Origin of the sequence: Psychrobacillus sp. FSL K6-2365, from assembly GCF_038003165.1 — a bacterium.
Taxonomy (GTDB): domain Bacteria; phylum Bacillota; class Bacilli; order Bacillales_A; family Planococcaceae; genus Psychrobacillus; species Psychrobacillus psychrodurans.
Map to the genome: position 1 here is coordinate 3034881 of NZ_JBBOOO010000001.1, position 17114 is coordinate 3051994.

Annotated in this window: 17 protein-coding genes and 1 riboswitch; of the genes, 2 read left to right on the forward strand and 15 right to left on the reverse strand. The window is 36.3% G+C overall.

Going from position 1 to position 17114, the window contains the following annotated elements; all coding sequences use genetic code 11:
* Positions 1-69 precede the first annotated feature (69 nt).
* Positions 70-336 (forward strand): DUF3055 domain-containing protein, encoded by a 267-nt coding sequence (locus MKY29_RS15210; RefSeq protein WP_090567105.1) that lies wholly within the window; start codon positions 70-72, stop codon positions 334-336.
* 216 nt (positions 337-552) lie between these two features.
* On the opposite strand, the gene MKY29_RS15215 is transcribed toward MKY29_RS15210, so the two are convergent.
* From MKY29_RS15215 to MKY29_RS15245, 7 genes are all read right to left on the reverse strand, one after another.
* The gene (locus tag MKY29_RS15215; RefSeq protein WP_093494904.1) at positions 553-894 is read right to left on the reverse strand and encodes a YutD family protein; all 342 of its coding nucleotides are present in this window, start codon (positions 892-894) and stop codon (positions 553-555) included.
* A 14-nt stretch (positions 895-908) separates the two neighbouring features.
* Positions 909-1844 carry a lipoyl synthase gene (gene lipA, locus MKY29_RS15220; protein ID WP_093494905.1) on the reverse strand — a complete coding sequence of 312 codons (936 nt, stop codon included), beginning with the start codon at positions 1842-1844 and terminating at the stop codon, positions 909-911.
* 108 nt (positions 1845-1952) lie between these two features.
* Positions 1953-3512, reverse strand: coding sequence for a Na+/H+ antiporter NhaC family protein (locus MKY29_RS15225; protein WP_340880189.1), 1560 nt, complete (start codon positions 3510-3512; stop codon positions 1953-1955).
* 80 nt (positions 3513-3592) lie between these two features.
* Positions 3593-3775: riboswitch (Lysine riboswitch) on the reverse strand.
* 48 nt (positions 3776-3823) lie between these two features.
* The gene (gene yunB, locus MKY29_RS15230) at positions 3824-4594 is read right to left on the reverse strand and encodes a sporulation protein YunB (protein WP_093494907.1); all 771 of its coding nucleotides are present in this window, start codon (positions 4592-4594) and stop codon (positions 3824-3826) included.
* Positions 4595-4636: 42 nt separating this feature from the next.
* Complete coding sequence (locus MKY29_RS15235; RefSeq protein ID WP_340880190.1) at positions 4637-6010, reverse strand: bifunctional metallophosphatase/5'-nucleotidase; 1374 nt, start codon at positions 6008-6010, stop codon at positions 4637-4639.
* Positions 6011-6186: 176 nt separating this feature from the next.
* On the reverse strand, positions 6187-7005 hold the full coding sequence (locus MKY29_RS15240; RefSeq protein ID WP_093494909.1) for a sulfite exporter TauE/SafE family protein: 819 nt from the start codon (positions 7003-7005) through the stop codon (positions 6187-6189).
* A complete protein-coding gene (locus MKY29_RS15245) occupies positions 7006-7857 on the reverse strand; it encodes a DUF72 domain-containing protein (protein WP_340880191.1) in 852 nt (283 codons plus the stop codon).
* Between the two features lie 218 nt (positions 7858-8075).
* On the opposite strand from MKY29_RS15245, the gene MKY29_RS15250 reads away from it, so the two are divergent.
* Complete coding sequence (locus MKY29_RS15250; RefSeq protein WP_445677893.1) at positions 8076-9155, forward strand: FAD-dependent monooxygenase; 1080 nt, start codon at positions 8076-8078, stop codon at positions 9153-9155.
* A 49-nt stretch (positions 9156-9204) separates the two neighbouring features.
* Here the strand turns inward: MKY29_RS15250 and MKY29_RS15255 are convergent, their stop codons facing one another.
* From MKY29_RS15255 to MKY29_RS15290, 8 genes are all read right to left on the reverse strand, one after another.
* On the reverse strand, positions 9205-9969 hold the full coding sequence (locus tag MKY29_RS15255) for a DUF3891 family protein (RefSeq protein WP_340880192.1): 765 nt from the start codon (positions 9967-9969) through the stop codon (positions 9205-9207).
* A 192-nt stretch (positions 9970-10161) separates the two neighbouring features.
* Positions 10162-11559, reverse strand: a complete 1398-nt coding sequence (sufB, locus tag MKY29_RS15260; RefSeq protein ID WP_090567075.1) for a Fe-S cluster assembly protein SufB — start codon at positions 11557-11559, stop codon at positions 10162-10164.
* Positions 11560-11580: 21 nt separating this feature from the next.
* The gene (gene sufU, locus MKY29_RS15265) at positions 11581-12015 is read right to left on the reverse strand and encodes a Fe-S cluster assembly sulfur transfer protein SufU (protein WP_093494913.1); all 435 of its coding nucleotides are present in this window, start codon (positions 12013-12015) and stop codon (positions 11581-11583) included.
* Entirely contained in the window at positions 12005-13237 is a 1233-nt protein-coding gene (locus MKY29_RS15270; RefSeq protein ID WP_340880193.1) for a cysteine desulfurase, read from the reverse strand. The genes sufU and MKY29_RS15270 overlap by 11 nt, the downstream gene beginning before the upstream one ends.
* Positions 13237-14544, reverse strand: a complete 1308-nt coding sequence (sufD, locus tag MKY29_RS15275; protein WP_093494915.1) for a Fe-S cluster assembly protein SufD — start codon at positions 14542-14544, stop codon at positions 13237-13239. The genes MKY29_RS15270 and sufD overlap by 1 nt, the downstream gene beginning before the upstream one ends.
* An 18-nt stretch (positions 14545-14562) precedes the next feature.
* Positions 14563-15342: a Fe-S cluster assembly ATPase SufC gene (gene sufC, locus MKY29_RS15280; RefSeq protein WP_090567061.1), complete on the reverse strand. Its 780-nt coding sequence runs from the start codon at positions 15340-15342 to the stop codon at positions 14563-14565.
* 287 nt (positions 15343-15629) lie between these two features.
* Positions 15630-15785: a hypothetical protein gene (locus MKY29_RS15285; protein WP_241599477.1), complete on the reverse strand. Its 156-nt coding sequence runs from the start codon at positions 15783-15785 to the stop codon at positions 15630-15632.
* A 113-nt stretch (positions 15786-15898) separates the two neighbouring features.
* Positions 15899-17056 carry a dicarboxylate/amino acid:cation symporter gene (locus MKY29_RS15290; protein ID WP_241599474.1) on the reverse strand — a complete coding sequence of 386 codons (1158 nt, stop codon included), beginning with the start codon at positions 17054-17056 and terminating at the stop codon, positions 15899-15901.
* Positions 17057-17114: the final 58 nt, after the last annotated feature.

Sequence of the window (17114 nt, forward strand, 5' to 3'; positions counted from 1 at the left end):
TAGTTGCTCAGTTGATATATACTCCTATTCTATAGTACCATAATTCTATGGTAGGAAGGAGTGTCACTAGTGGAACGATTTTATTTGTACGATGATGTAGAGGATACCAAAACACGATTTGTAGGTTTTACAGGGGAATCCCAAAGATATGATTTAGCTATTTCCCAAAGCTCTCGTTTTTTTGGAAAAGTACTCGTGATGGATATACAATATGGACGGGCAGCTATAATCGGTCCCGATGATGTGGACGAACCAGGCTATCTGGAGCATGTATTTAATAGATCAGAAGAAGAAGCGCTGGAATTAAGAGATTATTTACGCGAGTTATTAAGTTAATATGAGGAGGCTAGTTGTGTTTCCTTACACTTCGGACTTGCAGATAGCCCTAAAAAACTCCAAAATAGCCCTTAAACTATGTCTTAGCTTGTAATTATCAGCTGATAGCCCATAAACTTACTATATTGGCCCTTAAGCCTCGTGCTATAGCCCATAAATGTGAGAGAAGCGCCCATACATCAAACATCTTCCAACAACAAAAAAACCTTAAGCAGATCATAATTGATCTTGCTCAAGGTTTTCGTTTACTTCTTTTATAGTTTCTACAGGAACTACTTTCGGGGCTACTCCTATTTTCTTCACGACAAAATAGGCACAGCCAAAGTTACAGTATTCATATAAATAATCTTTCATCGTCCCTATTTTCGTATCAAATGTAGCTTTGTGACTACGATCCTCAAAAAAACCTTTAAGACGAAGCTGACCATAACCCCAATCGCCCATAATATAATCGTATTTAGTTAAGATTTCACTGTAACGATCTAAAAAGGCTTCTTCTTTAAATGCCTCACGAAAATCTTCTATAATCTCATAAGTAAAGCCTTCTGCAACTATCATTTAATCACCATCCATTAGCTATTTGGAGTAGCTAGAAGTTCCTCACCTTGCAATTGTCTTTGCTTAGCCGCAGCGTTAACCTGTTCATCTGCGTGATAACTACTTCTAACAAGTGGACCAGCTTCACAATGTGAGAATCCTTTGCTCATGGCAATTTTGCGCAATTCTCCAAATTCGGCTGGGGTATAGTATTTAAGAACTGGTAAATGCTTTTTGCTAGGTTGTAAGTATTGACCGATCGTCATTATATCTACGTTGTTAGCACGAAGGTCATCCATCACTTCTATTATCTCTTCATGTGTTTCCCCTAAACCTAACATTAACGAAGATTTTGTCGGAATACTTGGTTGCATTTCTTTTGCTCGACGCAGTAATTCAAGGGATCGATCGTATTTTGCTCTTGCACGAACTCTTGGAGTAAGTCTACGAACGGTTTCAATATTATGGTTAAGAATATCAGGTTTTGCATCCATAATATTACGGATATTCTGCTCAATCCCACCCATATCAGAAGGTAAAACTTCTATTGAAGTGAAAGGATTTTTTCGTCGAATCGCACGGATAGTTTCAGCAAAAACTTCAGATCCACCATCTTTTAAATCATCTCGAGCAACTGCTGTTACTACAACATGTTTTAGATTCATAATAACAACCGAATCAGCAACTCTTTCTGGTTCAGCCAAATCCAACTCATTAGGTAGTCCAGTTTTCACTGCACAAAAACGGCATGCACGTGTACAAATAGCTCCTAAAATCATAAATGTAGCTGTTCTACGTGAACCCCAACACTCATGTATATTTGGACATTTTGCTTCCTCACATACTGTATTTAGATTATTTTCACGCATTAACTTTTTAAGACCTTTGTATTCATCATTCGTATTTAACTTAATTTTTAGCCACTCTGGTTTTCTTTGGTACTCTGTTTTCGTTGGTTTACACGATGTCATTTCATCTCGACCCCATTCTAAATAAACTAACTACACTGTTGTCAATGTAACATATTATTTAATTGCAAACAACCATACAATTACCAGAGACATCCAATATTAAAATTGCTAAACTACTCTTTTACTTTTAAGACTCCATATAGAGAATAATAAGATAAGGATGATGACTACCGTTATAAATCCAAAGATAACGGAACCAGTAAGACCTAATACTAAATATCCAATTGCAGCAATGACTGCACTAACAATTGCATAAGGTAACTGGGTCATTACATGGTCAATTACGTTAACGCCTGCACCAGTTGCAGACATAATGGTTGTATCAGAAATAGGCGAACAATGGTCTCCAAATACTGCACCTGCTAAAACTGCTGCTAAAACAGGTAGTAGTAATTCTGGCTCTACTACCATAATGATGCTTGCACCTATTGGCAGTAAAATCCCAAACGACCCCCATGATGAACCAGTTGCGAAAGCCATAAATGCTGTTAAAACAAATAGTAGGAATGGGATTATCCCTACTGGAATATTATTTTCTGTAACGATTTTAGCTAAAAACTCACCAGTCCCCAGTGCATTGATTAAAAATGAAAGTGACCAAGCAAATATTAAAATACAAATAGCCGGTAACATTGAATTAATACCAGAAATAACTGCTTTCCCTAACAACCCAACATTCGCTTCTGGATTTTGTTTGAATTGACGAGTGTATAATAGTATTGCTAATATACTCGATACGATTCCACCTATAAATAATGAAAGTGGTACATCTGTGTTCTCAAAAATAACAAATAAGTTCATCACTTTACCTGAAGCCTGGTACCCTGTCCAAAACATTGAAGCTAGTGTAACAGCTATTAATGATAAAATCGGTAAAATTAAATCATTCACTTTTCCATAATTATTTTCCGGGAAATTACCTTGTAAATCACCTGGATTAGATTTATTTGGATCAAAAAGCACTCCTGTTTCTTTTGCACGTTTTTCATGTTTTTTCATCTCACCTAAGTCATTGTCTGTCCATGCTATAAAAAATACCATTGCAAGAGCAGCAATAACATAGAAATTCATCGGGGCCATTATCAGAAATGCCTGAAGTGGTGTATAGTCTGTTACTGCATAAGTAGCAAAAATAACACCTAACTGACTTATTAGAAATGCTCCCCAGCTAGAAACTGGAGAAACTACACAAATTGGTGCTGATGTAGAGTCTATAAAATAAGCTAACTTTGCACGTGATACTCGATGTGAATCTGTAATTGGACGTGCAATCTGTCCAACAGCAAGTGCATTAAAATAATCATCTACAAAAATAATAATTCCTAAAAAGACTGTTAATAGCTTAGATCCACGATTTGTTTTAATACGTTTAACAGCCCATGCTGCAAAGGCGGTACTTCCACCTGATAAGCTGACAATGGCGGTAATTACGCCTAGCATTAATATGAAAGATAATATAAAGATATTGTACACATTCAATCCATTTTCCCAAAACGATGTGATAAAGGAATCCCAAAGAATGTTTAATGAGTCAATTGGCGAAAAACTTTCTACTAATAAAGCTGCCGAAACGATTCCGACCCCTAATGATAATAAAACTCTCTTCGTAACAAGCACCATTACAATCGCTAGCAGTGGCGGTAAAATCGAAAATATCGTATTTTCCAAAACAAATCCTCCTAAATATAAAAAGCCAACCTAATGTATATATAGGTTGGCTTTTAGTTAAAATTTTAAGCATAAATTTTATACTCTGTAGCTCTCCATTTATACAAGTGTATAAATGACAGTGTTATTTTTGTTCAAAATAACCCCAACTAGATTTGTCTCGACGATCAGCATCTAATTTCGGCATAACTTCCTTCCGTTTACAATCACAGTTGTCATTCTCCTGTAAACTACTCTTAAGTCATGCGGCCTCTACCTATTCTTATTCATTTCCACTAGTATAGCAGTAAATACTATAATTTTAAGGTTTTTTATTTTTCTGGTAATGGTAGTGGAACTTCTATTGATGGAGCTGCATCACCATCGCCACCTGTGTATATATAAGGAACCTGGCCTTGTACAATCCCCATTGCAACAGGTATACTCTGTTCAACTGTACTCATTTTACTTGCTAGAGGAACGATTATTTGTACATTTACTTTAATGTGAATATTGACTTCTACATACGCATTATTAATACCAAATTTTGTAATCGAAGGTACTACATTCGATTGTACATTACCGATGACGTGAAAGCGTATTGGAATTTTCGGGCCTAAATTACCGATAAGGGGAATATTCGTCGCTTGCCCCATTGGCACGAAAAATACGACTCCACCTTGATCCTCCATCGTTTGTTTATCGTACTCGATGTCATCTAAGTAAGGTAGGCTTGAAAAGTCCCCCTGCTCAGCCTGCTCCAAATGGGCCTGAACTAATTGATTTGTATCAGCCAATACACGATTAATTATTTCTGTATTAAATCGTGTAGTTACCATTGTGGTACTATCTGAAGGAACCTCTTCGATTATGTCATTTACATCGAGCGTATTGGAAATTCTTGAGTTAATCGCTTTATTGATTACCATAGATGCTATTTTATTCGTTTGAACTTCTGCATATTGTAGATAGGTAGTAGTCAACTGCTCATTAATATAATAGATGAGACCTCCAACTGATAACAAGAAAGCAGTTAAAAAAATAGCTATTTTACGCTGATTAGTAAAGAAAGCAAATCGTTTTTTTTTCTTTCTATAGAACAAAAACAATCCTCCTAATTACTACATATGTAAGGAGGAGGACTTTCATGACTTATATTCATTTTTTTCTTGCTGTCCATACCATTTCACGATATCACGAATCATTTCAGGCATAAAGTATTGTTTTGGAGCGAACTTTAATGAAGGAAAAAAGTAACCGAAAGTAAACATATCTAAAGTTGCCAATGTATAGATTTTCTCGATTTCAAGTGGTATTTCATTGACTAACACAGTTCCATCTTCCAGCTCTTTAAGCTGTTCATATAGGATTGCTCCAAGATAGTTCCCTCTGAACCCTAGCCCCTTTACTTCAAGCTTTGGCCATTTTTCATTTTTTCCCGTACGAATAACCTCGAGTAGCTCTGCTCCAGTTAATGTAATAACACATGGATTAATCGGGTGAGGCAAACATTGGTGTAAGTCCCTTGCAGTAATTGGCCCCTGATGAAGATCCTTTAAGAAGATACCCGCCGGAAACATAGCACAGTTTGCATTAGTAAAGGAAAGTAATGCTTTTCCAAAAAAATGAGATAAATCGGATTCCATAAACCATTCCTTCTTTAATCTGAAAGGATTGTAGAAAGCAATACTAGACATTTCAGCTATTCCTTCATTTTCCCAAGCTAACTGCGTATCACTTGCGTTAGAGGGAACTGGCAATGTTTCTGTTCGAATTAATACCGCTTTCTTAGATTGGATAACCCTTTTCACATGATCAAACTCCAACGTTACAAGTCCAACATTCATACCAAATTTACCTGTCGCTGCTTGCAACGAATCCCCTATAACCTTACCTTCTTCAAAGGCGTGATGTGTATGTGACCCCAAAACCAAGTCTACTTGTGGAATTTCCAAAGAAATTATTTCATCCTGTGACATTCCTAAGTGAGACATACAAATAAGTACATCCACTTGTGGACGAAGTATAGTACATACCTCTTTCAGACGTGGAATCGGATCTTGAATATGCCAACCTAACTTTTCATAATAAATGCCATAATCTGCAGTTGCCGCAACAATTCCTATTTTAATGCCTGTTGGTGTCACATGTATTTTATACGGTAATACCCATGTAGGAATATTCCCTTCCAAATCAGTAAAATTGGATACGATCACTTCAAAATTAGCATCTATGTATAACGCTTCCAAGTCATTATGACTTAAGGTGATTCCCTCGTTGTTTCCAATCGTTACATAATCATATTGAGCGTCATTTAACAGTTGTACATTTCCCTTACCAAGAGTACCTTCTGTAAATATATTAGACCGATCCAAATGATCCCCAATATCTAACGTTAAATAGGAAGCTTCTGAACTATGGTTTTTCCGTCTATCATTGAGAAATTGATGAATAATTGGCCAATTTTCTAGATGACTATGTAAGTCATTTGTATGGTATATATAAATCGTCTCTCTCATTCTTCACCCACCTTAATCAAATAAGAATTGGCATATTTGCGTCCAGATTTTTATTGAGCTCGCTCGATAATTTCTTTAAAAATAGTTACATCCGCCAAAGACCATTAGTTTGTGAACCATCACTGTCACTTGTATATACTTTGCATACATCTCACTACTTATAGAGATGAATAAAGTTAAAGTAGTCCATCTAAAATAGAACGTATACCTAATAATAGAAGTACAATACGTAAAGCCAAAACAAGTGTATCAGAATTCAGCTTTTTGTTTAGCTTTGCTCCTATTTTTGCTCCAATATATGCAGCAGGAATTACTGGAATAGTATACAACCAAGGTACATTGCCTAATGATATATGCGTAACAGAGTTTACCATTGCTGATAAGAATACCATAAACATAGATGTACCAACTGCTACATGTGGGGGGAATAGGAATAATAAAATCATTGCTGGTACGATAATAGAACCTCCGCCTATACCAAATAGACCTGATGCAAATCCAACGCCAAAAGTTAATAATAATGCAAACCAAATTGGATATCCGTAAACATATGAATTATTTCCATCATTAAAGGTTTTCTTTTTCCCATTTTCCACAAACCATCGAACTGGCTTTAAACGATCTCGAACTAATAACAAAGTGGATAAGATAACAAGTAAAATACCAAAATATAAGTTAAAAGAAGGTAAATCCAAGCCCTTATTCACAAACGCCCCTAATATTGTCCCAGGAATACTACCAATAAAGAAAATAAACCCACTTCTAAAGTCGACCGTTTTGTTCTTCATATAAGATAGTGTAGAGGACAATCCTGTGAATATCATCATAATAACAGATAAGCCCACAACACTCTGAGGTGTAATATTTGGTATCAAGCCAAGAGTCGCTCCAAAAAACAGTGTAGCAGGTACTAGAATAACCCCTCCACCAAGACCAACCAAAGCACCGACAATTCCTGAGAAAAGACCACTAACTGCAAGTATAAGCCATTCCATTTAAAAATCTCCTTCAAATAAATCTAATTGTTTTGGAGCAAGCCCTTCAAAATCTATTCCTAGCATGTGCTGGAATGTTTTTGCATTGCTTGCCGCATGGCCACCAGAGTTATTATTAAATAAGACAATAACCTCAGTTGCTTGTTTCTCTAAATCCTCACAAACATTTTTAATAGAAGAAAGTTCTTCATTATTATAATCATATAAGTACCTTACTTCTCTCCACTTAACGTTATTGCCTGGATTCACCCATCCATATGTATTTCTGCCATGCAGTCTTACGAGTACCTTGTTTGTTGTTGCAATAGGAACTAAAGGTATACTCCCCTCACCAGCCTGTGGTTCATCGCAAACACTATGATGAAGATGATTCTCCCTCAAAAACTGAAGTGTGGAAGCTCTGAATTCAGGAGCATACCAGGATTGATGTCGAAACTCAACAACCACATCGAAATCCTTTAACTCTTCTCTAACTTTCCGTATATATTGTACGCTTTCCTTATTGCATTGGAACCAAGGTGGAAATTGAGCAAGTATCATCGATAATTTCCCTGCTTCTTTAAATGGCAAAATCGACTGTCGATACAATTCAAACATTTCCTCGAGCGAACTAAAAGGAAAATCTCCACGCAAATGACCAGTTATTCCCTGATAACACTTCACCACAAATTGAAAATTATCAGGTGTTTCTTTAATCCACTTTAAGCTATTTTTTATTGGTTGAATTGCGTAAAATGCCGCATCCAATTCCACAATGGGAAAGTGTGAACTATAATCTTGTAATCTTTCCTTACCAGATGACACGTACAAGTCCGGATGATCTCCCCAACCAGTTAGACCGATTTGAATCATTTCATCACCTCGCTATTTATTCAATAATATCATACCATTCAGTTTACTTCAGATATATAAATACCCTTATTTTCTTATTTTAGTCGGATATTCGCTGACGAACATTGTATTTAGCCTTGAAAAGATGGATTATAAGCTTTTGTTTCGCTAAAATATACATATGATAATATGAATGACCCATTTTGCTTATTTAATTAGAAACAAAGAGAGGAATTAATATCGTGAAAGTTGATGTATGTATCGTAGGTGCAGGTCCAGGGGGAGCACTTCTTGCTTATTTGTTGGCTAGAAAGAATGTTTCCGTTGTATTAATAGAGCGAACAAATCAAATTGGTAAGACGTTTCGTGGAGAGCATTTAAATGAAGAAGGCGAAGCGATTTTAAAAAAATATAATTTATTTGACGAAGTCGAGAAGCTAGGGCTTTTGAGAATGGAGAAACTTGAGTATTGGCAGAATGGTGAGTTATATAAAACAATTTTAGCAGATTCAGCTATAGGACATCTCGGCATTCATGTACCACAAGCACATTTGTTACAAGTACTAATAACAGCAGCGGAGCAATACCCAACCTTCCATTTAATGCTGAGCACGAAAGTAGATAAACTACTACAAGATGAAGAAGGAACATACACCGGCGTCAAAGCTTCACGCAATGAAGAAATAATAATCATTGAAAGTGAACTTGTTATTGGTGCAGATGGTCGTAATTCGACCGTTCGAAAACAAGCAGATCTAGCTGTAACTATCCGTAAACATGGCTTCGATTTGCTTTGGGCAAGAATTCCTGCACCAAAAAATTGGGAACCGACTATTAAAATGGCGCTGATTGAAGATAAACAAATATCATTATTTACACAAGTAAATGGATACATTCAGATCGGTTGGAATATTGAAGAAGGCTCCTTTGTTTCTCTAAGAAAACAGCCCTTTACGCCATTTATCGAACAACTGATACTTGCGTTTCCAGAACTTGAACAAACCGTTCGTGAAAATATTCAATCCTGGAAGGATTTCGTTGTATTAGATGTGTATAGTAGCACTAGTGAAAATTGGGGTAAAAAAGGCCTCGCATTAATCGGTGATGCAGTTCATACAATGACACCAACAGGAGCTTTTGGATTAAATAGTGCATTAAAGGACGCCGATTTTCTAGCAAATTTAATTGATAATAATACAATTGATCAGCTCAATTTAGCTGATTGTGCAACGACAAGAAAAAAAGAAGTGGCCAAAATTCAAGCAATCCAAATTGAAAAAGAACAATCTTTTGCTTCTCAATTTGTTGTCATGATTTAATTTATATTGTTAAACCAGTCAAATGACTGGTTTTTTTGTGTTATTCATCTTATTTAAACATCACTTTTCTTGTAGAAAAAAGGGTGTCTTTATATGCCTGTAGGATACCATCTTTATCTATTTGCTCTTTCATTACTTCCTTATAAGGCAGCTCCACTTCTGTTTCACCATTTAGAGGGGAAAACGAAAGCGACACAGCTTCTTTACTTTCCCAATGAGCAATGATGGGTTTATCTGTGGCAAAAAGGAATAGCTGTGGAAAGCCGTTTTGGAAAAAGGGATGTTTGTTCTTGTTGTCTCCAGGTTCATGCAAACAAATATAAAGGGAAATGAAATCCGAAAACTTCAATAAATCTAAATGATACATCATCGTTTCCTTCATATCTTCGTCTTCTATTATACCCAATTCATCTGAAATTCGATTCTGTCTTTGCTTTTCTTCTTCCCAAAATTCTTTCACTACTGATTCATCAGCATCCTGAATGAAGGAGGAATAATGTAAACTGCATAATAGACCAGCGTAATTACTCATTTCCTCTACCTCATCCAGTCCTTTTTTATAAAAAGAAATTTTGAGATCGGTAGGATAATCAATAAAAGAGTAAGGTATTTCCTTTTTATCATTCCAAATCGGAGAAGTATCTGGCTCAATCCAACCTCTGTCATGTTCTCCAACTGCAAGTATCACTTCTTTTTTTCGATTTGGAGAAAAAAAGTAATCCTCTTTACAATTTTGAGCAATATCCTTTGAAACTTTTGCATGATCATTTTGAGCAACCATAATATAGCTCTTTTCTCGTTCGAATATAATCATTTTCAATTTTCCTTTCTGTATAGAACTATACAAGTTGTCTTATTTTTAAAGTACCACTTATAAAACTATTTCAAACTAATTTTACTAAGTATGGACATTTTTTACCTAGTCCTATCCTATCTCAGTTAAAACAAACAAATAAAAAAATACAGCAAGGTGAATTGTACACCTTGCTGTATTTATATAAATGGATTAACCGATAGAGCCTTCCATCTCGAACTTGATAAGACGGTTCATTTCTACAGCATATTCCATTGGAAGTTCTTTTGTAAATGGTTCGATGAAGCCCATTACGATCATTTCTGTTGCTTCTTCTTCGCTAAGACCACGACTCATCAAGTAGAATAATTGTTCTTCAGATACTTTAGAAACTTTCGCTTCATGCTCTAAAGAAATATTATCGTTCAAGATTTCGTTGTAAGGAATTGTATCAGAAGTAGACTGATTATCCATGATCAATGTATCACATTCGATGTTTGCTCGAGCACCAGTAGCTTTACGTCCAAAATGAACGATACCACGGTATGTTACCTTACCGCCTTGTTTCGAAATAGATTTAGAAACAATAGTGGATGAAGTATTCGGAGCTAAGTGCATCATTTTCGCACCAGCATCTTGATGTTGACCTTTACCAGCAATAGCGATAGAAAGAGTCATACCACGAGCGCCTTCACCTTTTAGGATAACTGCTGGATATTTCATCGTTAATTTTGATCCGATATTTCCATCAATCCATTCCATCGTTGCATTTGCATCACAAACTGCACGTTTAGTAACTAAGTTATAAACGTTGTTTGCCCAGTTTTGGATTGTTGTATAACGGCAATAAGCATCTTTTTTAATGATAATTTCAACAACCGCACTATGAAGTGAGTTTGTTGTGTAAACAGGAGCAGTACATCCTTCAACATAATGTACAGAAGCGCCTTCGTCTACAATAATTAACGTACGTTCGAATTGACCCATATTTTCAGAGTTAATTCGGAAGTATGCTTGTAGTGGTGTTTCCACTTTAACGCCTGGTGGTACATAGATAAATGATCCACCCGACCATACTGCTGAGTTAAGTGCAGAAAACTTGTTGTCTGATGAAGGAATTACTGTACCCCAATGCTTTTTGAAAATATCTTCATTTTCACGAAGTGCAGAATCAGTATCTTTAAATACAATCCCTAAATCTTGAAGCTCTTGCTTCATATTGTGGTATACAACTTCTGATTCATACTGTGCAGAAACACCTGCAAGATATTTTTGTTCCGCTTCTGGAATACCTAATTTATCAAATGTAGCTTTGATTTCATCTGGCACTTCATCCCATGAAGTTTCTGTTTGTTCTGAAGGCTTAACATAATAAGTAATTTCATCAAAGTTTAATGACCCTAAATCTCCACCCCATTGAGGCATAGGTTTTGAGTAAAAAATTTCTAAAGCTTTTAAGCGATAATCTAGCATCCATTGTGGTTCTGATTTCATACGTGATATTTCTTCCACGATTTCTTTCGTTAATCCACGTTTAGAACGGAAAATGGATACGTCTTTATCGTGGAAACCATATTTATAATCACCAATTTCAGGCATTTTTTTAGCCATCGTATTTCCTCCGTTCGTCTGTTATTCTGTTTCTTCTGAGACGCCTTTTTCCATTGCTTTCCACGCTAGTGTTGCACACTTGATACGCGCTGGAAACTGAGAAACACCACTTAATGCTTCTATATCTTCAAGTTCAATAGAATCATCGTAATCTTTCCCAAGCATCATTTCTGAAAAAGTTGTAGAAAGCTGTAAAGCTTCCTCTACAGTCTTTCCTTTAACTGCTTGTGTCATCATAGATGCAGATGCCATCGAGATGGAACATCCTTCTCCATCAAATTTCGCATTCTGAATTTTGCCATCTTCCACTTGAAGTGTTAAATGAATGCGGTCCCCACAAGTAGGGTTATTCATATCAATTGTCAAAGCTCCATCCTCAATACTTCCTTTGTTACGAGGATTTTTATAGTGATCCATAATGACACGGCGATAAAGTTGATCTAAATTAGAAGACATCGTTAAAATACTCCTTTGCTGAAAGCAATCCAGTAACTAGACGATCTATATCCTCTTCTGAATTGTATATATAGAAACTAGCACGAGCAGTTGCCACGCATTGCAACCATTTCATCAACGGTTGCGCACAATGATGTCCTGCACGAACTGCAATTCCACTCATATCTAATACTGTTGCAACATCATGTGGATGCACATCATCTAAATTGAATGTAACAATTCCAGCGCGCTTAGCAGCATCAACGGGTCCATAGATGGATAAACCATCAATAGTAGACATTTTTTCCATAGCGTAAGCAGCTAACTCATGTTCATGCTTTTCAATTTCATCTAGGCCAATTTCTTCTAAGAAATCAATTGCAGCTCCAAGACCAATGGCACCAGCAATTATTGGAGTACCGCCTTCGAATTTCCAAGGAAGCTCTTTCCATGTAGAATCATACAATCCTACGAAGTCAATCATTTCCCCACCAAATTCGATTGGCTCCATTTTATCCAGTAATGCTTCTTTCCCGTATAGTACCCCTATACCGGTAGGTCCACACATTTTGTGTCCAGAGAATGCAAGGAAATCACAATCAAGAGCTTGAACATCTAATTTTAGATGAGGTGCAGCTTGCGCTCCATCAACTACCATTACTGCTCCATGCTCATGTGCAATCTGCGTAATTTCTTTTATTGGATTCATTGTCCCTAATACGTTCGATACATAAACGATAGACACTATTTTTGTTTGATTAGTAATTGTTTCTCTAACCTTTTCTAAAGAAAGTGTACCATCTGCTTCTAAATCAATATATTTTAATACAGCACCAGTTTTCTTAGCTAATTGTTGCCAAGGGATAATGTTGGAATGGTGCTCCATATGTGTAATAACAATTTCGTCGCCCTCTTTTAGGTTAGCAAGGCCATAGCTCTGCGCCACCGTATTAATAGCGGTTGTTGTACCACGTGTAAAAATAACTTCTTTAGTAGACTTCGCATTTATGAATTTACGTACCTTTTCACGTGCTCCTTCGTAACTGTCCGTTGCTCTGTTACCAAGCGTATGAACTCCACGATGCACGTTCGAGTTTTCAAATTCATAATACTTTTTAATAGCCTCTATCACTTGAATAGGTTTTTGAGAAGTAGCACCATTATCTAAATAGACTAATGGATGACCATTGATCTCTTGATCTAAAATCGGAAAATAGCTTCGAATCTCTTTAGTATTGAGCATTAGCGAACTTTCCTTTCAATAACCTCCGTCAGCTGTTTCTTCACGCCTTCAATAGGTAATTCGTTAACTACAGGAGCAAGGAATCCATGAATTACTAGACGCTCTGCTTCATGTTGAGAAATACCACGGCTCATTAAATAGTACAACTGAAGTGGATCTACTCGGCCAACTGATGCTGCGTGACCTGCTGTTACATCATCTTCATCGATTAAAAGAATTGGGTTTGCATCTCCACGTGCTTTTTCGCTAAGCATTAATACACGAGATGTTTGCTCAGCATTAGACTTAGTCGCACCGTATTCAATTTTACCAATACCATTGAATATAGATGATGCTTCTTCTTTCATAACTCCGTGCTTAAGGATTTGACCTTCTGTATGTTTGCCCCAATGAATTACTTTTGTTGTAAAGTTTTGTTTTTGTTTACCGCGACCTACAACAACCATTTTCACATGACCTTCTGAGTTATCTCCAACTAAATGTGTTGTATTTTCAGAAATAGTATCACTGTCATTCATCATACCAAGTGCCCATTCAAGAACCGCATCACGACTTGTTACACCGCGACGATTAACGTATGTTGTAAATCCTTCTGCTAGAACATCAACAGTTCCAAATGTAACTTTTGAATTGTCTTTAGCAATAACTTCCGTCACGATATTAGCTAAACCTTCTGCATGTTCAACAGTAGACAAATAGTTCTCTACATAAGTTACAGAACTATTTTCATCCGCTACTAGTAAAGTATGATTGAAAAGTGAAGCTGCTTTATCGTCATGTAAATAAATAACTTGAATTGGTTCTTCTACTACAACATTCTTAGGCACGTATAAGAATACACCACCGTTTAATAATGCAGCATGAAGTGCAGTTAATTTATGTTCTGTTACTTTGACACCGTCGGTCATAAAGTATTGTTGAACAAGATCAGAATGCTCACGAATTGCAGTGTATATATCAGTTAAGATAACACCTTTAGCTTTTAGATCTTCTGATAATGAAAGAAATGCAGGTGTATTGTTATGCTGGATGTAAATATTTTTTTGTTCATCCGCATTTACAACTGCTTTCACTTCATCAGGTAGTTCGTTTAAAGAAGTAAATTTACTGCTATCTACAGTATGAACTGGAAACTCTGTGAAATTCCAATTAGTAATTTTTGTTTTGTCTGGTGTTGGCATCGGAAGTGTTTCAAGTTCACCAAATGCTTTCAGACGAAGTTCTGTCATCCAGCTTGGTTCTTGCTTACCTTCTGAAAAGGAGCGAATATCTTGCTCGGTTAATGCCAATTTTGTTTCAACCGTCATGCTGATTCGTCCCCTTTCTTATGCTTCTTGTCCAACTGTTTCGTCTTCAATTCCTAACTCTTCTTTTACCCATTCGTATCCTTCTGCTTCTAATCTTTGAGCAAGTTCAGGACCACCGGATTTAACTACACGACCTTGCATCATTACATGTACATGATCTGGCGTGATGTAGTTAAGAAGACGTTGATAGTGAGTGATTACTAAGCTTCCGAATCCTTCTCCACGCATTTCGTTGATACCTTTAGAAACAACTTTTAATGCATCAATATCAAGACCAGAGTCAATTTCATCTAAAATAGCAAATTTAGGTTGCAACATCATTAATTGAAGAATCTCATTACGTTTTTTCTCCCCGCCTGAGAATCCTTCATTTAAATAACGTTGTGCCATATCTAAATCCATTTCTAAAAATTCCATTTTGCTATCAAGCTCGCGAATGAATTTCATTAAAGAGATTTCATCGCCTTCTTCGCGACGTGAATTAATCGCTGAACGTAGGAAATCAGCATTTGTAACTCCAGTAATTTCACTTGGATATTGCATCGCCAGGAATAGACCAGCTTGAGCACGTTCGTCTACTTCCATTGCTAAAACATCTTCTCCGTCCAATTCAATTGAACCAGATGTAACTTCATATTTTGGATGACCCATAATAGCAGAAGCTAAAGTAGATTTACCTGTACCATTAGGACCCATTACTGCGTGAATTTCGTTCGTATTAATTGTTAAATTAACACCTTTTAAAATCTCTTTACCGTCTATTTCAACGTGTAAATCTTTAATAACTAAAGTCGACATTTAATAACCTCCATTAAGTAAATATGAATGTATAACCATTCTAATTTATTATCATTCTAATCTTAACCCAAACTGAAGTACCTTGCAAATCTTTTGGAGCATATTCTATTTAATATTGTAGAATATACAGATTTCCTGTTTTCTCTTGACTTTACAACGAAATTATTAGGTAAATAGTAATCTTTCTTTATTTTCATTAAGAATAGTCTAAATGAGAATCGATTTCACTATGAAGCTAGTGAAAACAAAAAGAATCCACGAAGAAATTCTCCGTGGATTCTTGTATATTATCCCCTAAATGCTTGGGCATCAAGTTTAGCCGCTAATTGCATACATTTTTCATGATCCTCTTGCCGTTTGTTTTCAACTTGCAATCTTAGTTCTTGACTTTGTCTCAATTCATCATATCCAAAACCATGTACTCCTCTAAATGCGTGGTCCATCTGTTCTGTATAAGGTAAGTCTTCCGAACTGATAATGAATCATCCCTCTCTGTTTTTAAGTTCATCATTTATATACCCAACTATTTGGGTCTTAAACATATTTCTTTAATAACTTATGCAGTTTTTGAAAATTTGTCTACGATAATCGCAAGTGCTCCATCACCAGTTACATTTGTCGCCGTTCCAAAGCTGTCCTGTGCAATGTATAGTGCAATCATTAATCCAATCATTGCCCCGTTGAATCCAAGCATTGTTTCCAATAATCCCAGTGCCGCCATAACTGCTCCACCTGGAACTCCAGGAGCTGCAATCATCGTTACACCAAGCATAAATATAAAAGGTGCAAATGAAGATAGCATAATATCCTGTCCATTTATAAGCAATACACCGATTGAACAAGAGACAAGTGTAATCGTGCTACCTGACAAGTGAATTGTTGCAAATAGAGGAATCGTAAAGTTTGTCACTTTAGCAGATGCACCAGTTTGTTGTACCTGCTTTAGCGTCACCGGAATTGTTGCAGCTGATGACTGTGTACCTAAAGCTGTAAAATAAGCTGGGGACATTGTTTTTAAGAGTTTCAAAGGGTTTTTCCCAGTTACCGTACCAGCTGCTGTATATTGTAATAAAAGCATGACAAGATGCAGCGCAATAATCATGACAAACACGACTCCAAAAACCGATAAAACCTTAGCCACTTGTCCACCGTACGCCATATTCATAAAGATTCCAAAAATATGTATCGGTAATAATGGGATAATAACATAAGAGATTACCTTCTCAATAATCTCGCTAAACTCTTCAAATGCATTTTGTAACATGTTTCCTTTTAGTTTGGAAATCCCAATCCCCATAATGAATGAGAAAACTAATGCTGTCATTATATCCATCATCGGAGGTATCGGCATTTCAAATAAGCCCCCAATTAAAAATTCTTCCGGATTCTCTAACTTAACACTCTCTTTACCACCTATAAGCTTAGGCAGTAAATTTGATGCGACAAAAAATGCTATCAAGCCTGCTACAATGGTAGATAAATAGGCAATTCCCGTAGAAATACCAAGTAATCTACCAGAACCCTTTCCAAGCTTAGCTATCCCTGGAACAATAAACCCAATAATAATGAAAGGAACAATAAACCCTAAAAAGGCACTAAAAATACTATTAAAAGTAGCCATTATCTCTACCACTATTTTAGGGACAACTAGTCCCAATAAAACACCAAATACTATCGCTATCACTATTCGCGGCAATAACCCAAACTTCTTCATAAGATGTCCTCCTCATATGCACAAATGTATTATTAATAACATTTATACACTTTAGCAC

What these genes read in the sequence shown, in the direction of transcription:
- MKY29_RS15215 (WP_093494904.1), bottom strand. Translation starts at nt 894, where the DNA reads ATGATAGTTGCAGAAGGCTTTACTTATGAGATTATAGAAGATTTTCGT.
- lipA (WP_093494905.1), bottom strand. Translation starts at nt 1,844, where the DNA reads ATGACATCGTGTAAACCAACGAAAACAGAGTACCAAAGAAAACCAGAG.
- MKY29_RS15235 (WP_340880190.1), bottom strand. Translation starts at nt 6,010, where the DNA reads ATGAGAGAGACGATTTATATATACCATACAAATGACTTACATAGTCAT.
- MKY29_RS15240 (WP_093494909.1), bottom strand. Translation starts at nt 7,005, where the DNA reads ATGGAATGGCTTATACTTGCAGTTAGTGGTCTTTTCTCAGGAATTGTC.
- MKY29_RS15245 (WP_340880191.1), bottom strand. Translation starts at nt 7,857, where the DNA reads ATGATTCAAATCGGTCTAACTGGTTGGGGAGATCATCCGGACTTGTAC.
- MKY29_RS15255 (WP_340880192.1), bottom strand. Translation starts at nt 9,969, where the DNA reads ATGATTATATTCGAACGAGAAAAGAGCTATATTATGGTTGCTCAAAAT.
- sufB (WP_090567075.1), bottom strand. Translation starts at nt 11,559, where the DNA reads ATGGCTAAAAAAATGCCTGAAATTGGTGATTATAAATATGGTTTCCAC.
- sufU (WP_093494913.1), bottom strand. Translation starts at nt 12,015, where the DNA reads ATGTCTTCTAATTTAGATCAACTTTATCGCCGTGTCATTATGGATCAC.
- MKY29_RS15270 (WP_340880193.1), bottom strand. Translation starts at nt 13,237, where the DNA reads ATGCTCAATACTAAAGAGATTCGAAGCTATTTTCCGATTTTAGATCAA.
- sufD (WP_093494915.1), bottom strand. Translation starts at nt 14,544, where the DNA reads ATGACGGTTGAAACAAAATTGGCATTAACCGAGCAAGATATTCGCTCC.
- sufC (WP_090567061.1), bottom strand. Translation starts at nt 15,342, where the DNA reads ATGTCGACTTTAGTTATTAAAGATTTACACGTTGAAATAGACGGTAAA.
- MKY29_RS15285 (WP_241599477.1), bottom strand. Translation starts at nt 15,785, where the DNA reads ATGGACCACGCATTTAGAGGAGTACATGGTTTTGGATATGATGAATTG.
- MKY29_RS15290 (WP_241599474.1), bottom strand. Translation starts at nt 17,056, where the DNA reads ATGAAGAAGTTTGGGTTATTGCCGCGAATAGTGATAGCGATAGTATTT.